The organism is Mesorhizobium sp. P2_C5_2 (genome assembly GCF_056404535.1).
This window is the reverse complement of record NZ_JBFUDV010000002.1, coordinates 717,472-731,893: the sequence shown is the minus strand read 5'-3', so window position 1 is coordinate 731,893 and position 14,422 is coordinate 717,472. Positions and strand designations below refer to the sequence as shown.

Genomic DNA, 14,422 nt, shown 5'->3' with positions numbered 1-14,422 from the left:
AGCATGATCCCGAAAAGTGGCTTGCCCGGTTTTCGGACAAGATCATGCTCAAACAAAGCGCGGAAAAATATCTTCGCCGCCAGCCGCCCGAGCCGGCTTACAGTCATATGACGATGATCTCTCCGTGGCAAAAAGGACATGTTCCCAACCCCCACGGAGGCTTCCATGAATTCCGCTCACGACATCGAAGTGACAGAAGAAACCTCGGGCACTCCCGAGGCGCTTGAATCCGCTTCCGAAAACATTCTCGACCACGCCGCCGCCACGGCGGTCGAGGCCGCCGATCTGTCGGATGACGAGGCCGGCGATGACGAAGACAGCGACGAATCGGGTGATGAAGAAGGCGAAGAAACCACCGCCTCTTCGGACGACGATGAGGACGAAGAAGACGACGAGGACGAAGACGACGACAGCGTGAAGGCCGAAGCCGGCGACGCTGACGAAGAAGAATCCGACGACGAGGACGAGAAAGAAGAGTCCGAAGACGGCGACGACAAGGAAGAAGCCGCCTGAGCTTTCAGGCGACTGATATCAAACGAGAAGGGCGGCGTTCACACGCCGCCCTTCTTGTTTTCAGGCCTCCCGGAAACTGACTCCGTCAGGCCTCCCGGAAACTGACTCCGTCAGTCCTCCCCGAGGCTGACTTTGTCAGTCCTCAAGGATGCTGACATGCACGCTGTCTGAATAGACATCGACCTGGATCAGCGGCTCGCCGTTGACGATGGCGTTCCGTGTCGAGGAACTCATCGCGCCGCCGCGCTTCAGCATGCGTTCCAGATAGGCCCGATCATCATTGCTGCTAAACCAGTCGTCGCCCTGGTCGTCGGCGTCGCGCCGGTGAAACTTGTGCCAGTTGGCGCGGTCCTGCCGCACCATCTGCGCCGCGCTGCTCAGCTCATAGCCATCGCTGGCATGGTGGTCGCGATCGGAAATGCGCGCGACATAAGACCCCAGCATGTCGTCACCGGCCTGCGCGCTGCCGACGCTCAGACATGACGCCAGCAACAGGCCGGCAATAGTCAATGATTTCGCCCTGTTCATGATACCCCCTTGCTCACTTGAAACCCGGCGCGCTCATGCCAAAACCGATTGGCGAAATTGGGGCCGCCGCCGACAGGCCGATCGTGCGCCGGGGCGCCGATCGGCGTCAAGCGGGATGGACTGGCCGACTGTTTTGGCTGAATGGCTTACTCGGCTTTGCCGACGCCTTGGATCGGCTGCTGCGGCGTTGCCGCCGGCTTGGGCGCCGCCGGCTGCGACTCAGGCTTACCGTTCGATGCCGTCGCAGTTCCGGCTGGTGCGGTCTCTGCACCAGGCTTCGTCTCCGCTGCCGGCGCTGCTGCAGCGCTCGCCTTGGCAGGAGCCGGTGTGGCGAAGGCGCCGCCGACGATGCCGCCGCGAATGATCATCGGGTTCTGGTTGCCGTGCCTGGGCTTTTCGGGAATTGCCGCAACCTTTTCATAAGTCACGTCGGGCTGGGCATCGCCGACCGCCACGATCGATGGCGTCGAGGCGACCTTCATCGGTTCGGGTTCGCCGACCTTGATGACCGATGGCGTGGATTTCGAGATGCCGAGAAAGACGATCGACGAGGCCTGTGCCCCACCGGTCATTGCCGCCAGGGTAAAACCAAGCGCTGCAAGCACACGCATCGACATCGCAACCGTCCCCTTACCCAACAAGCCGGTAGCCTTAACCCCAGTGGATTGATGCCGGCTTGCAGGGAAACATAGCATTTTAGGCATTGATAATTCACCAACGCCCGCACTTGCCCGAAAATCGCTGCCGTATTAGGTCCGGCGCCTGTGAGGTGATGCGAGTGGCTGAGATACTACCCGTCGGCGAAGCGATGGAGCGGGCGCTGGCGCTGCTTGAGGGCGGCGACGTCGTCGCCATCCCGACCGAGACCGTCTACGGACTGGCCGGCGATGCCACCAATGGCGTTGGCGTCGCCCGCATCTTCGAAGCCAAGGGCCGGCCGCGCTTCAACCCGCTGATCGCCCATGTCGCCGATCTGGCGATGGCCGAGCGCATTGCGACCTTCGATCCGCTATCGAAGCGGCTGGCCGAGGCATTCTGGCCGGGGCCGCTGACGCTGGTGTTGCCGCAGCAAACCGGCAACGGCATCCATCCGCTGGTTACCGCCGGGCTGGACACGATTGCGCTGCGCATGCCGAAGGGGTTCGGCGGCGAGTTGATCGCAAGACTCGGCCGGCCGCTGGCGGCGCCCAGCGCGAACTCTTCGGGCAAGATCAGCGCCACTACGGCCGAGGCCGTGGCGGCGGATCTCGGCGCTAAAATCCGGTTGGTGGTCGACGGCGGCGCGACCCCGGTCGGGCTGGAATCGACCATCGTCAAGGTCGAAGGCAACATAGTGCGGCTGCTGAGGCCAGGCGGCATCGCCGCCGCCGACATCGAAGCCGTCATCGGCACAAAATTGCTCCGCGGCGTCATGGCGGGCATCGAGGCGCCAGGCATGCTGGCGTCGCACTATGCGCCGGGCGCCGCGGTGCGGCTCAATGCGCAAAGCGTATCCGAAGGCGAGGCCTTGCTGGCATTTGGTGGCGACCGCGCCGAAGGATGGCAAACGGCCGTCGCCTTGCGCAACCTGTCCGCGTCAGGCGACCTGCGCGAAGCAGCAAGCAATCTCTTCGCCTATCTGCAGGAGCTCGACAGCAGCGGTGCGGCGACGATCGCCGTCGAGCCGATCCCGGTCGACGGGCTCGGCGAGGCGATCAACGATCGGCTGTTTCGTGCTGCTGCCCCACGTGACAAGCTCGACTGAGCGCCATAGTTTCTGCCCATGAACGACGCCCCCTTCGATCTCGACCCCGCCCTCATCGATCGCTTCGCGGCAATCGTCGGCGACAAATATGCGTTGCGCGACCAGGCCGATATCGCGCCATACCTCACCGAGCGGCGCGGGCTTTGGCACGGCAGGACAGGGCTGGTGCTGCGGCCTGGCAGTGTCGACGAGGTCAGCCGGATCATGCGTTTGGCGAGCGAGACGGGAACGCCTGTCGTGCCGCAAAGCGGCAACACCGGGCTGGTCGGCGCGCAGGTGCCCGACGCGTCTGGTCGCGAAATTGTGCTGTCGCTGTCGAGGCTGAACCGCATCCGCGAGATCGACGTCTTCTCCAACACGGTGACCGTCGAGGCCGGCGTCATTCTGCAGACGCTGCAGGAAGCCGCCGATGCAGCCGACCGGCTGTTTCCGCTGTCGCTCGCCGCGCAAGGCTCCTGCCAGATCGGCGGCAATCTCTCGTCCAATGCCGGAGGCACCGGCGTGCTTGCCTATGGCAATGCCCGCGAACTCTGCCTCGGCGTTGAAGTGGTGCTGCCGACCGGCGAGGTGTTCGACGATTTGCGCAAGTTGAAGAAGGACAACACCGGCTACGATTTGAAGAACCTGTTCGTCGGCGCCGAAGGCACGCTCGGCATCATCACCGCGGCGGTGCTGAAACTGTTTCCCAAGCCGAAAGGGCGCGAGGTCGCCTTTGCCGGCCTGTCGTCGCCGGAGGCGGCCCTGTCCCTGTTCAGCCTGGCCATGGACCGGGCAGGGGCCGCGCTGACCGCCTTCGAACTGATCGGCCAACGCCCCTATGACTTCACGCTCCGCCACGCGCAGGGCGTCACCCGGCTGCTGGCCGAGGATTGGCCCTGGTATGTGCTGATGCAGGTTTCGTCGGGCCGCTCGCCCGAGGACGCTAGGGGGCTGATCGAGGAAGTGCTGTCGGAAGGTCTCGGGCAAGGCATCGTCGGCGACGCAGTGATCGCGGCAAGCCTGGCGCAGGGCGACGCCTTCTGGAATTTCCGCGAGGTGCTGCCGGATTCGCAGAAGCCCGAAGGCGCCTCGATCAAGCATGACATTTCGGTGCCGGTGGCATCCATCCCGGCGTTCATCGCCAAGGCCGCCGGCGCTGTCGCCTCGGTCAGCCCGAAAGCGCGTGTCGTCTGCTTCGGCCACATGGGCGACGGCAATCTCCACTACAACATCTCCCGGCCGGAGGAGGGTGACGACGAAGCCTTTCTCGGCCTCTACCACGCGATGAACCATGCCGTGCACGATGTCGTGCGCTCCTTCCATGGCTCGATCTCGGCCGAGCACGGCATCGGCCAGTTGAAGCGCGACGAACTGATCGCAACCGCGCCGCCAATGGCGATCGATCTGATGCGCCGTGTGAAGGCCGCTTTCGATCCGGCGGGGATCATGAATCCCGGTAAGGTTATCTGATCCTTTCAACATCTTGTGGCTGGTCTCATTCCGATAACCATCCACTGAGATCAGCAAAATTTAACTGACTTTCTTAAGCGCAGCGGTAAGGAGCCCGCGCTACTGTTTCGCATAACGAGGCCGGGAAAACTGGCCCGGTGGGATCCGTGAAAACGGCTCTCAGGAGAAACACAGGAAGGCAGTAGATGAACAGTGTACTGAAGCCCGTCTGGGCTGGGCGCAACATGCGTCTGGACCCATTCCGCCTGCCGCAAGTGGTCAGCTATGCCACCCGCGACGATTATGGCGACGTTACCTTCACCATCGACCAGCGTGGCGCCGTCATCCGCCGTACGCTCGAGATGAGCGGCGTGCCGGCGATCATCGCGCTGCCCGCCAACGCGTTTCGCGGCGTCGCCGCCCGCGCGATGGAGGATCCGGAAGGCAATGTCACGGTAACCCTGGAACTCCTGCACAACGACCCGATGCTGTCGGTGCCGCTGCTGGTGGCCGACGATCTCGACGACGTCGCCGCCGACTGGCGCGCCTGGGCCGATGCCTACCGGCTGCAGATGCTGCTGATCGAATCCGACGGCATTGCCCGTACGCTGGAAGAATCCCTGGGCGCTGCCATCAAGGCGTTGCCGGCCAAGGATCGCCGCAAGGGTCGTGTATCGACCACGCGCCGTCCGCGCTTCCTCGCCCGCCGCAGGGCTGGCGATCTCGGCCTGCGACTGGTCATCGACGGCGAAGAGATCATTTCGAGAGAGTAGCCAAAGCCGCCGCTACACCAGCGGCTTCAGCGCCACCCACAGCGAGCCGCCGATCAGGCCGATGAAGATCAGCCAGCCGACCTGGTTGTTCGATTTGAACAGCCGCAGGCACTGGTCGGGATCGTTGATATCCAGCACCGCTATCTGCCGCGCCATATGGGCGCCGGCGGCGATCAGCCCGGCCAGCGCCACCACCGGCGCTTGCGCCGAGGCAAAGGCAATGGCGAAGCAGACCAGCGTTCCGCCATAAAGCCCGACCAGCCAGGTCTTGGTGTTGTCGCCGAACAGCCGCGCCGTCGAGCGCACGCCGACAATGGCGTCGTCTTCCTTGTCCTGGTGCGCATAGATCGTGTCGTAGCCGATCACCCAAAGGATCGAGCCGATATAGAGCATGATGGCAGGGCCATCGAGATCGCCGAACTCCACCGCCCAGCCCATCAGCGCACCCCAGGAGAAGGCCAGGCCAAGCACGAATTGCGGCCAATTGGTGAAGCGCTTCATGAAGGGATAGACGGCAACGATGACCAGCGAGACGATGCCGAGCGGAATGGCGAAGTCGTTGAACTGCAACAGCACGACGAGGCCGAGCAACGCCTGGATGACCAGGAATATCCAGGCCTGGCGGCGCGTCACCTTGCCGGCCGGCAGAGGCCGCGAACGCGTGCGCTCGACCTTGTTGTCAATGTCCTGATCGACCAGATCGTTATAGGTGCAGCCGGCGCCACGCATGGCGACGGCGCCGACAAAGAACAGGGCCAGGAACCACGGCGACGGCAGCAATGTGAGCAGCGGGTCGGTGGGGCGCGGATAGGCGCTGGCGGCAAGCGCTGCCGACCACCAGCAGGGCCAAAGCAGCAATTGCCAGCCGATAGGCCGGTCCCAGCGGGCAAGCTGCGCATAGGGCCATAGCCAGCGCGGCAGTATCTTGTAGACCCAATGGCCGCTCGGCGCGTCGGCGACGCGGCCCTGGGCCGCTTTCGACTGGATGGTTTCCATCGTGCTGGAGTGGCAGCAGCGGCAAGCGCCGTCAAGCGGCCGCATTGTCGCTCAGGCGGTGAAAACATCATGGCTGGCAAACCATTCCTTCGCCACCTCGATGAAGGCCAGCGCCGCCTTCGAAAGCCTCTGCCTTGTGTCATGGGTGAGGATGATGCGCTGCATCGGCAGCGGGTCGGACAGCGGCTTGCAGACCAGCGGCAGGCCGTCATAACTCCTGTCGCCATATGGCCTGGTGTAGCTCACCGCGACGCCGAAGCCGTTGGCCACCATGCTGCGCTGCAGTTCGAATGAACTCGTCGTCGACTGCGAGACCGGCGACAGGCCGCGGCTGAGGAACAGGTCCAGCATATGCTGCCAGCTGTGCGGCTGGTCGGTGGTAACAAGTGGATGGCTCGCCAGCTCCGCCAGGCTGACGCTGGCCTGGCCGGCCAGCGCGTGGCCTTGCGGCAGAAGCGCGTGCGGCCGCAGCTCATGCAGCAGGATGCGGGCGAAGTGCGAGGGCAGGCCGAGATCGTAGGTCAGGCCGAGATCGATGGCGGAATCGCCGAGCCGCCGGCCCAGCGTCTCGAAGGTCTCGTCGCGCACGACCACAGTGACCGTCGGGCAGCGCTGCGAAAAAGCACGGATCAGCGCCGGCGCGAAATAGGGCGCCAGATCCTCGAAACAGCCGAGCACCAGCTCGCCGCCGACATCGGCATCGCGCGTGCCGAGCCCTACCAGTTCGTCAGCTTCGGCCAGCACCTGCTTTGCCTTGGCCACCGCGCCGCGGCCGAACGAGGTCAGCGCGATGCCGCTGCCGCGTTGGCGCACGAACAATTTCTGGCCGAGCGTGGCTTCGACATTGTCGATCGCCACCGAGATCGACGGCTGTGAGACGTTCAGCATCCGCGCGGCCGCGGTGACGCTGCCATGCCGGGCAACGGCGACGAGGTAACGGAGCTGGGCAAGGGTCAGGTTCATAGGATTAAGCTATAAGGAAGATGAGAAGTTATTATTTTACGCGATGTGCGGCGGCTGCGATAGTCGGTCATCCAACAGGGGAGACATGACATGGCCGCCAGATACATCGATGCCGCAGCAATTGCCGATTATCAGCGCGATGGCGCGGTCTGCATACGTGGCGCCTTCAAGGATTGGGTCGGCACCATCGCCGCCGGCATCGAGCGCAACATGCAGAACCGCAGCGCCACGGCGTCGGACATCGCCAACGGCAAGGGCAGCTTCTTCGACGATTACTGCAACTGGGAGCGCATTCCCGAATTCGTCGACGTGGTGCGCAACTCGCCGGCCGCCGAACTGGCCGCGGCCGCGATGCAGTCGCGCAGCGCCCAGTTCTTCCACGACCATGTTCTGGTCAAGGAGCCGGGCACGCAGAAGCCGACGCCCTGGCACCAGGACATCCCGTACTATTTCGTCGACGGCAGCCAGACCGTCAGCTTCTGGATCCCGATCGATCCGGTCAAGGAAGCGACGCTGCGGCTGATCGCCGGCTCGCACAAATGGGACAAGATGGTGCTGCCGGTGCGCTGGCTGAACGATGACAATTTCTACGCCGGCGAGGGTGACTATCGGCCGGTGCCGGATCCCGACAACGACCCGTCGCTGAAGGTGCTCGAATGGGAGATGGAGCCGGGCGACGCCATATTGTTCGACTTCCGCACAGCGCATGGCGCGCGCGGCAATCCGACGGCGGCGCGACGCCGGGCGCTATCGCTGCGCTGGGTCGGCGACGATGCGCGCTATGTCGAGCGCCCCGGCCGCACGTCGCCGCCCTATCCCGGCCATGATATGAAGCCCGGCCAGAAATTGCGCGAGGACTGGTTCCCAGTGGTTTTCCAGAGCTGAGCCTGCGAGACAGCGCTTTTCTACCTCGGCTTGCCGGTGCGCGCGACGTTCCCGTGCGCAACCGGCATCGCGCAAGGTAAAGCTCTTGACCCGCGCCGCCCGGCGCAATAGCGCAGTCCCTGTCGTGAAATGACAAGGGACATTGGCATGCGCGTTTTGTTGATCGGCTCCGGCGGCCGCGAACATGCCCTGGCCTGGAAGATCGCGGCCTCGCCGCTTTTAACCAAGCTCTATGCCACGCCCGGCAATCCGGGCATCGCCCGCGAGGCTGAACTGGTCAAGCTCGATATCGCCGACCATGCCGCGGTCACCGCCTTCTGCAAGGACAACGCGATCGACCTCGTCGTCGTCGGGCCGGAAGGCCCGCTGGTCGCCGGCATTGCCGACGATCTGCGCGATCAGGGCATCCGCGTCTTCGGCCCGTCGAAGCGGGCGGCAAGGCTTGAAGGCTCGAAAGGCTTCACCAAGGACCTCTGCGCGAAATACGATATCCCGACCGCCGCCTATGGCCGCTTCACCGATCTCGCCGCCGCCAAGGCCTATGTCGAAAAGGTCGGCGCGCCGATCGTCATCAAGGCTGATGGGCTTGCCGCCGGCAAGGGTGTCACCATCGCCATGACGTTGGACGAGGCGCGCGCCGCGCTCGATGCCTGTTTCGACGGCGCCTTTGGCGATGCCGGCGCCGAAGTGGTGGTCGAGGAATTCATGACCGGCGAGGAGGCAAGTTTCTTCTGCCTGTGCGACGGCACCACGGCACTGCCCTTCGGCACCGCGCAGGACCACAAGCGCGTCGGCGACGGCGACACCGGCCCCAACACCGGCGGCATGGGCGCCTATTCGCCGGCGCCCGTAATGACGCCCGAGATGGTCGAGCGCACCATGCGCGAGATCGTCGAGCCGACCATGCGCGGCATGGCCGAGCTTGGCGCGCCATTCGCCGGCATTCTCTTTGCCGGGCTGATGATCACGGACAAGGGACCGAAGCTGATCGAATACAACACCCGCTTCGGCGATCCCGAATGCCAGGTGCTGATGATGCGGCTGAAGGACGATCTCCTGGTGCTGCTCAACGCCGCCGTCGATGGGCAGTTGGCACACAGTTCTGTGCGCTGGCGCGACGATGCCGCGCTGACCGTGGTGATGGCGGCGCGGGGCTATCCCGGCACGCCGGAAAAGGGCTCGGTCATCCGTGGCCTCGACGAAGCCGCTGGCGACGGCGATGGCGTTGAAATCTTCCATGCCGGCACCGCCATCAATGGCGGCGCGCTGGTCGCCAATGGCGGCCGCGTGCTCAACGTCACCGCGTCAGGCAAGACGGTCGGCGAAGCGCAGAGCCGTGCCTACGCCGCCCTCGACCGCATCGACTGGCCGCAAGGCTTTTGCCGTCGCGACATAGGCTGGCAGGCAGTGGCGCGGGAGAAAACCAGCGCCGCCGGGTAATTCAGCGCTCGCGAACCAGTTCCGTCGAGGCCGTACTGACCGGATCGGCGGCCTGGGAGAAGGCGGCCTCGAGCAGAGCCTCCGAACGATACGCGGTCCGCTTCCAGGCAACATACTCGGCAATGCCGAAGCGCGCGCGGCGCGGCACCGTCTTGACCACCGGCATGCGGAAGGCGGCGCGGAATGTCTGCCAGCGCGCGCCGAGCACCGTCACCATTTCCTCGACCGTCGGCGGCGTCGCCACATCGGCGTAGGTGATGGTGACTTTGCCGGCCAGCCCCGCCTCGCGCGAAACCGGCACCGGGATCGAGGCGAGGTAGTCGGCCGGCACATCGATCAGGCCGCCAAACGGCCATTGCTGACGTAGTGCTGCCGCATCCATTGGCGCGACGTTGACATCGATGTCGTTGGGCGTGCCGGCGACGCGGTACGGGCAGCGCAGGCGGCCGCAATTGGCCTGCGCCGAAAACTGCCATAGCGCATAGCCCTTCCAGTTGCCTATCGGAAAATGCACGTCGATGTCGGGCTTGTAACGCGCATACCAGAGCGGCAGCCGCGACAACAGCCGATATTGATAGCGGTTGTCGGCGATGAACTGTGCGGTCTTGCCATTGCTGTAGAGTATCGGGAATCGGCCGAGCCGCCGGTGCACCTGGCGCACGAATTCCTCGGCATCCTCCAGCGACATCCACTGCGAGGGGTCATTGCCTTCGAGATCGAGGGCCAAGAGATCGTCCGGCGCCGGTTCGGCAAAATCGATGAAATTGTTCGCCTGTTCGACTGGATTGCCGGGGCGGGCAAGATGATAGGCGCCCCATTTCAGCCCGAGCGCCTTGGCCACCACCTTGCGCGTCTGGAATAGCTCGCGCGTCACCGCATAGCGTTTCCACAATGTCTTGCAGAGTTTGACCGTAGTCTCGTCGCCATAGCAGAAATAGGGCGGCGGCAGCCCGTCCGAGGCCTTGTTGATGAAGCCGACAACGCGCTTGTCGGTGGAAAGTGCGGCCCAGTCGATGGAATTGTATTCGTAGGCGTCGACCACCAGCGCGCGGTCGCCATCCCGCCACGGCTCGGAAAAGTCGGAGGCTTTAGCCGCCGATATCAGCGCCATCATCGCCGCGAGAGCGATCGCTGAGCGGCGAAGAAGATGCGCCGGCGTTTTCAAACAGGGGATCCCCGCTGACCAAACACCGATGGTGAACTGCTATGGTTAAGGAAGTGCTTTCTTCTGTGTCTCAGCACATAAGGTGCCGCTGGGAGGATGACGACGTCAACTAAAGAGCTTCAACGCCGTGGCGATGGGTAAGAACAGCGAAAGCGGACGACTCTCAAATGGCGTGAAACCATGCTTGCGATAGAAAGCGGCGGCCTGATTGTCTTTGGCATCAACGATTAGCGCAAAGGAGGCAGGTGCTGCCTGGGCGCTGCGTCGCAATGCGTCCACGATCAGCGCTGTCCCAACCTGCCGTCCCTGGTATCGGGTGTCGACCGCCAGCCTTCCAACTAATATCGCGGGCAGGACAGGATAACGAGGCAGGCGCCTTGTCAGGTCTTCTGGCAACGATGCGATGGGTATGCTTGAAGCCGCGAGGGTGTAGTAGCCGGCAACGGCACCGCCGTCGCTGTCGATGGCGACGAAGCAATTGCTGACCCGCCGTTTGATGTCCTGGCTCGCTTGTTCGCCGAGGTAGCGGTCGAGCGCCGCCACGCCACAGCTGAATGCGCTACGATCATGCGACCCGGCAAGCGGCTCGATGATCAGGTTCAGATTCACCGGGATTCGGCGACAAGTCGCTTGTAGGCATCGGCGGCCTTGCGGAGCGCGTCATTGGGCTCGGGAGGATTGAGAATGGCGTCCACCAGAGCGCGCTGATCCTCGATGGACAGGCGGATGATAGCGGTCTCCTCAATGGTGCGTTGTGCAGCTTCCTGTGCTGCAGCGACAACAAAGTCGCTGACGCTGCGGCCTTGGATTTCGGCAGCACGTTTTACTACGCTCAGCATATCCGGCGAGATACGCGCTTCGAGACGGGAAGTACGGGTCTGTTGGTTTGGCATCATGTCACCTCGGTTTGTATATGTACGGGATTTAGCCGTACATATCAAGAGATGGCGGTTTTCAACGCCGCGTAACCGGCGGCACCTCAAGCGGATCCGGCGCCGGCTCTTGCGGCAGCGTGCCTTCAGCCGCGCGCTTGCGGTAATGGGCGAGCGAGCATTTTGGTGAGCACAATATGCCGCGATCGGTCCAATAGGCGGGACCTCTCTCGAGCTCGCCATGATAGTACCAGAAGCCACTCGCTTGATAAGGCAGGCCGCATTCGATGCAACGGTAAGTCTCGGGTCTGGCAAGCATGGCAGGTTCCGGTTCGCTTTGGCGCCGGCGCCGGCGCCGGCGTCGGCGTCGGCGTCGGCGGTCGACTGCGCGGAGTCTAGCGCGACTGTCAGCGATTGCAAAATCCGCGTGACAAAGTTTGACGTTTACGTAAAAAGAAGATCGGAGGCCGCCCAAAGGCGGATGGTTTTGCGTCGGCCCGGGTCCTAGGATCGAGCGACCGAAGCAGCGGAGGAGAAAAGCGGCATGTATAAGGCGCCTGTCGACGACATTTCGTTCACGCTCAAGCATGTCGCCGGTCTCAAGCCGGCGCTCGACAGCGGCGCGTTCGGCGATCTCGGCGAAGACCTTGTCGATGCCATCCTGGCCGAGGCCGGCCGTTTCGCCAGCGAAGAGGTGGCGCCGCTCTACAAGATCGGCGATGAGCATGGTGCGGTGCTGAAGGATGCAGCCGTGACCACGCCGCCCGGCTGGAAGGCGCTTTACCGCAGCTGGATCGACGGCGGCTGGAACGCGCTGTCGGGGCCGGAAGAGTTCGGCGGCCAGGGCCTGCCGACCATGCTCGGCGTCGCCGCGCTCGAAATGTGGAACTCAGCCGCCATGGCCTTCGGCATCGGCCCGACGCTGACCATGGGCGCCGTCGAGGCGTTGGACAAGCACGCTTCCGATGCGCTCAAGGCCAAGTATCTGGCCAAGCTCGTTTCCGGCGAATGGATGGGGACGATGAACCTGACCGAGCCGCAGGCCGGTTCCGATCTCGCCGCCCTGCGCAGCCGCGCCGAGCCTGCCGGCGACGGCACCTACCGCATCTTCGGCCAGAAGATTTTCATCACCTATGGTGAGCACGATTTCACCGACAACATCATCCATCTGGTGCTGGCGCGGCTGCCCGACGCGCCGGCCGGCACGCGCGGCATCTCGCTGTTCCTGGTGCCGAAATTCCTCGTCAATGACGACGGGTCGCTCGGCGCCCGCAACGACGTTTTCTGTTCGGGCCTGGAGCACAAGCTCGGCATCCATGCCTCGCCGACCTGCACCATGATCTATGGCGACGGTTTTCAGGGCGCCACGCCCGGCGCCGTCGGCTGGCTGATCGGCGAGGAGAACAAGGGGCTGGCCTGCATGTTCACCATGATGAACAACGCCAGGCTTTGCGTCGGCATGCAGGGCGTGGCGGTGGCTGAAGCCGCGACGCAGAAGGCAATCGCTTATGCCAATGAGCGCCGCCAGGGCAAGGCGTCGGACTATACCGGCGCCGGCATGGCGCCGATCGTCCATCACCCGGACGTACAGCGCAATCTCCTGACCATGAAGGCGCTGACCCAGATCGCCCGCGCCATCTCCTATAGCTGCGCTCACGCCATAGACCTCGCGCGTGCCTCGGCAGGCGAGGAAGCAGCGCATTGGCGCGACCGCGCCAATCTCCTGACGCCGCTGGCCAAGGCCTTCTCCACCGATGTCGGCGTCGACGTCGCGTCGCTGGGCGTCCAGGTGCATGGCGGCATGGGTTTCATCGAAGAGACGGGCGCGGCGGCGCTCTATCGTGATGCCCGCATCGCGCCGATCTATGAAGGCACCAACGGTATTCAGGCGATCGACCTGGTGGCGCGCAAACTGCCGCTCGGCGGCGGTGAGCACGTGCATGGCTACATCGCCGAACTGAAGGCGGTCGCCGATGAGGTGCGAACCTCGAACCTGCAGGGCTTCGGCCGCACCGCTGAAAACCTCGATCGGGCGCTCGATGATCTCACCGAAGCGACGCGTTTCCTGCAGACACTGCTGGCCGATGGCCGTCTCGACGAAGCTCAGGCGGGTGCCACGCCCTATCTCAGGCTAATCTCGCTTGCCGCCGGCGGCGCCTATCTGGCGCGTGGCGGGCTAGCCGAGCAAAGCCGCGTCGCCCTTTGCCGCTTCTTCGCCGAAAACCTGTTGGGTGAAGCGCACGCCTTGAAGGACCGCGTCATCGACGGCGCCGAAAGCCTCGCCGCTGCCGGCAAGGCGCTCATGTCAGCCTGAATTACTAAGGCGCTCACCAGGGAAAAATGACCGTGACAGACCATATCCTCGTCGAGCGCCAGGGCGCCATTCAGATCATCCGCATGAACCGTCCGGACAAGAAGAACGCGCTGACGCGCGCCATGTACGCGACAATGTCCAGGGCCTTGGCCGAAGGCGATGCCGATCCGGCGGTTCGCGTCCATGTCTTCCTCGGCGTGCCCGGCGCTTTTTCGGCCGGCAACGACCTCGCCGACTTCCTCGTCATCGCCACCGGCGGCGAAGGCGGTAACGAGGTCTGGGACTTCCTGATGGCGCTGGCCAAAACGGAGAAGCCCATCGTCTCGGGCGTCGACGGCATTGCGGTCGGCATCGGCACCACGCTCAATCTGCATTGCGACCTGACCTTCGCCACGCCGCGCACCGTCTTCCGCACGCCCTTCGTCGACCTCGGCCTGGTGCCGGAGGCGGGCTCCAGCCTGCTGGCGCCGCTCATCCTCGGTCGTCAGGGCGCCTTCGCCCTGCTCGGTCTCGGCGAAGGATTTTCCGCCGAACGCGCCAAGGCGGCCGGCCTGATTTACGAAGTCGTCGAGGAGAGCGCGCTGGAGAGCGCTGTGCTGGCTGCTGCCGGCGCGATCGCCGCCAAGCCGCCGCAGGCGCTGAAGATCGCGCGCGACCTTATGCGCGCGCCGCGCGATGAGCTCGTCGCCCGCATCAAGGTCGAGAGCGGGCATTTCTTTGAACGATTGAAGTCCGATGAGGCGCGCGCCGCGCTGACCGCCTTCATGACGCGGAAAAAGGGATAGGCGCCCGCGGCAGCGG

The 14,422-nt window shown here is 64.2% G+C and carries 16 protein-coding genes; 8 read left to right on the top strand and 8 right to left on the bottom strand.

Annotated elements, in window-relative coordinates; genetic code table 11:
- The first annotated feature begins 138 nt into the window (after positions 1–138).
- Positions 139–513 carry a hypothetical protein gene (locus AC1D1B_RS10470; RefSeq protein WP_477331777.1) on the top strand — a complete coding sequence of 125 codons (375 nt, stop codon included), beginning with the start codon at positions 139–141 and terminating at the stop codon, positions 511–513.
- 135 nt (positions 514–648) lie between these two features.
- Here AC1D1B_RS10470 and AC1D1B_RS10465 read toward each other — a convergent pair whose 3' ends face one another.
- Positions 649–1,041: a hypothetical protein gene (locus AC1D1B_RS10465; protein WP_477331775.1), complete on the bottom strand. Its 393-nt coding sequence runs from the start codon at positions 1,039–1,041 to the stop codon at positions 649–651.
- Between the two features lie 146 nt (positions 1,042–1,187).
- Positions 1,188–1,658, bottom strand: coding sequence for a hypothetical protein (locus AC1D1B_RS10460; RefSeq protein ID WP_477331773.1), 471 nt, complete (start codon positions 1,656–1,658; stop codon positions 1,188–1,190).
- A 161-nt stretch (positions 1,659–1,819) separates the two neighbouring features.
- Here AC1D1B_RS10460 and AC1D1B_RS10455 point away from each other — a divergent pair, with 161 nt between their 5' ends.
- The 3 genes from AC1D1B_RS10455 to AC1D1B_RS10445 all read left to right on the top strand — a co-directional run bounded on the left by AC1D1B_RS10455 (position 1,820) and on the right by AC1D1B_RS10445 (position 4,986).
- Positions 1,820–2,785, top strand: a complete 966-nt coding sequence (locus tag AC1D1B_RS10455) for an L-threonylcarbamoyladenylate synthase (protein ID WP_477331771.1) — start codon at positions 1,820–1,822, stop codon at positions 2,783–2,785.
- 18 nt (positions 2,786–2,803) lie between these two features.
- The gene (locus AC1D1B_RS10450) at positions 2,804–4,234 is read left to right on the top strand and encodes an FAD-binding oxidoreductase (RefSeq protein WP_477331769.1); all 1,431 of its coding nucleotides are present in this window, start codon (positions 2,804–2,806) and stop codon (positions 4,232–4,234) included.
- 185 nt (positions 4,235–4,419) lie between these two features.
- Positions 4,420–4,986: a DUF6101 family protein gene (locus AC1D1B_RS10445; protein ID WP_192256257.1), complete on the top strand. Its 567-nt coding sequence runs from the start codon at positions 4,420–4,422 to the stop codon at positions 4,984–4,986.
- Positions 4,987–4,998: 12 nt separating this feature from the next.
- On the opposite strand, the gene ubiA is transcribed toward AC1D1B_RS10445, so the two are convergent.
- Both ubiA and AC1D1B_RS10435 read right to left on the bottom strand, forming a co-directional pair.
- The gene (gene ubiA / locus AC1D1B_RS10440; RefSeq protein WP_477332122.1) at positions 4,999–5,982 is read right to left on the bottom strand and encodes a 4-hydroxybenzoate octaprenyltransferase; all 984 of its coding nucleotides are present in this window, start codon (positions 5,980–5,982) and stop codon (positions 4,999–5,001) included.
- Positions 5,983–6,033: 51 nt separating this feature from the next.
- Positions 6,034–6,945, bottom strand: a complete 912-nt coding sequence (locus AC1D1B_RS10435) for a LysR family transcriptional regulator (RefSeq protein ID WP_477331767.1) — start codon at positions 6,943–6,945, stop codon at positions 6,034–6,036.
- A 90-nt stretch (positions 6,946–7,035) separates the two neighbouring features.
- Between AC1D1B_RS10435 and AC1D1B_RS10430 the strand changes: the two genes are divergently transcribed.
- Complete coding sequence (locus tag AC1D1B_RS10430; RefSeq protein ID WP_477331765.1) at positions 7,036–7,830, top strand: phytanoyl-CoA dioxygenase family protein; 795 nt, start codon at positions 7,036–7,038, stop codon at positions 7,828–7,830.
- A 147-nt stretch (positions 7,831–7,977) separates the two neighbouring features.
- Positions 7,978–9,270 (top strand): phosphoribosylamine--glycine ligase, encoded by a 1,293-nt coding sequence (purD, locus tag AC1D1B_RS10425; RefSeq protein WP_477331763.1) that lies wholly within the window; start codon positions 7,978–7,980, stop codon positions 9,268–9,270.
- 1 nt (position 9,271) lies between these two features.
- On the opposite strand, the gene AC1D1B_RS10420 is transcribed toward purD, so the two are convergent.
- From AC1D1B_RS10420 to AC1D1B_RS10405, 4 genes are all read right to left on the bottom strand, one after another.
- Complete coding sequence (locus tag AC1D1B_RS10420; protein WP_477332120.1) at positions 9,272–10,384, bottom strand: glycoside hydrolase family 25 protein; 1,113 nt, start codon at positions 10,382–10,384, stop codon at positions 9,272–9,274.
- A 156-nt stretch (positions 10,385–10,540) separates the two neighbouring features.
- Entirely contained in the window at positions 10,541–11,044 is a 504-nt protein-coding gene (locus tag AC1D1B_RS10415; protein ID WP_477331761.1) for a GNAT family N-acetyltransferase, read from the bottom strand.
- A complete protein-coding gene (locus tag AC1D1B_RS10410; RefSeq protein ID WP_477331759.1) occupies positions 11,041–11,328 on the bottom strand; it encodes a type II toxin-antitoxin system TacA family antitoxin in 288 nt (95 codons plus the stop codon). The genes AC1D1B_RS10415 and AC1D1B_RS10410 overlap by 4 nt, the downstream gene beginning before the upstream one ends.
- 61 nt (positions 11,329–11,389) lie before the next feature.
- The gene (locus AC1D1B_RS10405; RefSeq protein WP_477331757.1) at positions 11,390–11,626 is read right to left on the bottom strand and encodes a hypothetical protein; all 237 of its coding nucleotides are present in this window, start codon (positions 11,624–11,626) and stop codon (positions 11,390–11,392) included.
- A 225-nt stretch (positions 11,627–11,851) separates the two neighbouring features.
- Here AC1D1B_RS10405 and AC1D1B_RS10400 point away from each other — a divergent pair, with 225 nt between their 5' ends.
- Positions 11,852–13,621 carry an acyl-CoA dehydrogenase family protein gene (locus AC1D1B_RS10400; protein WP_477331756.1) on the top strand — a complete coding sequence of 590 codons (1,770 nt, stop codon included), beginning with the start codon at positions 11,852–11,854 and terminating at the stop codon, positions 13,619–13,621.
- A 32-nt stretch (positions 13,622–13,653) separates the two neighbouring features.
- Positions 13,654–14,406, top strand: coding sequence for a crotonase/enoyl-CoA hydratase family protein (locus AC1D1B_RS10395; protein WP_477331754.1), 753 nt, complete (start codon positions 13,654–13,656; stop codon positions 14,404–14,406).
- Positions 14,407–14,422: the final 16 nt, after the last annotated feature.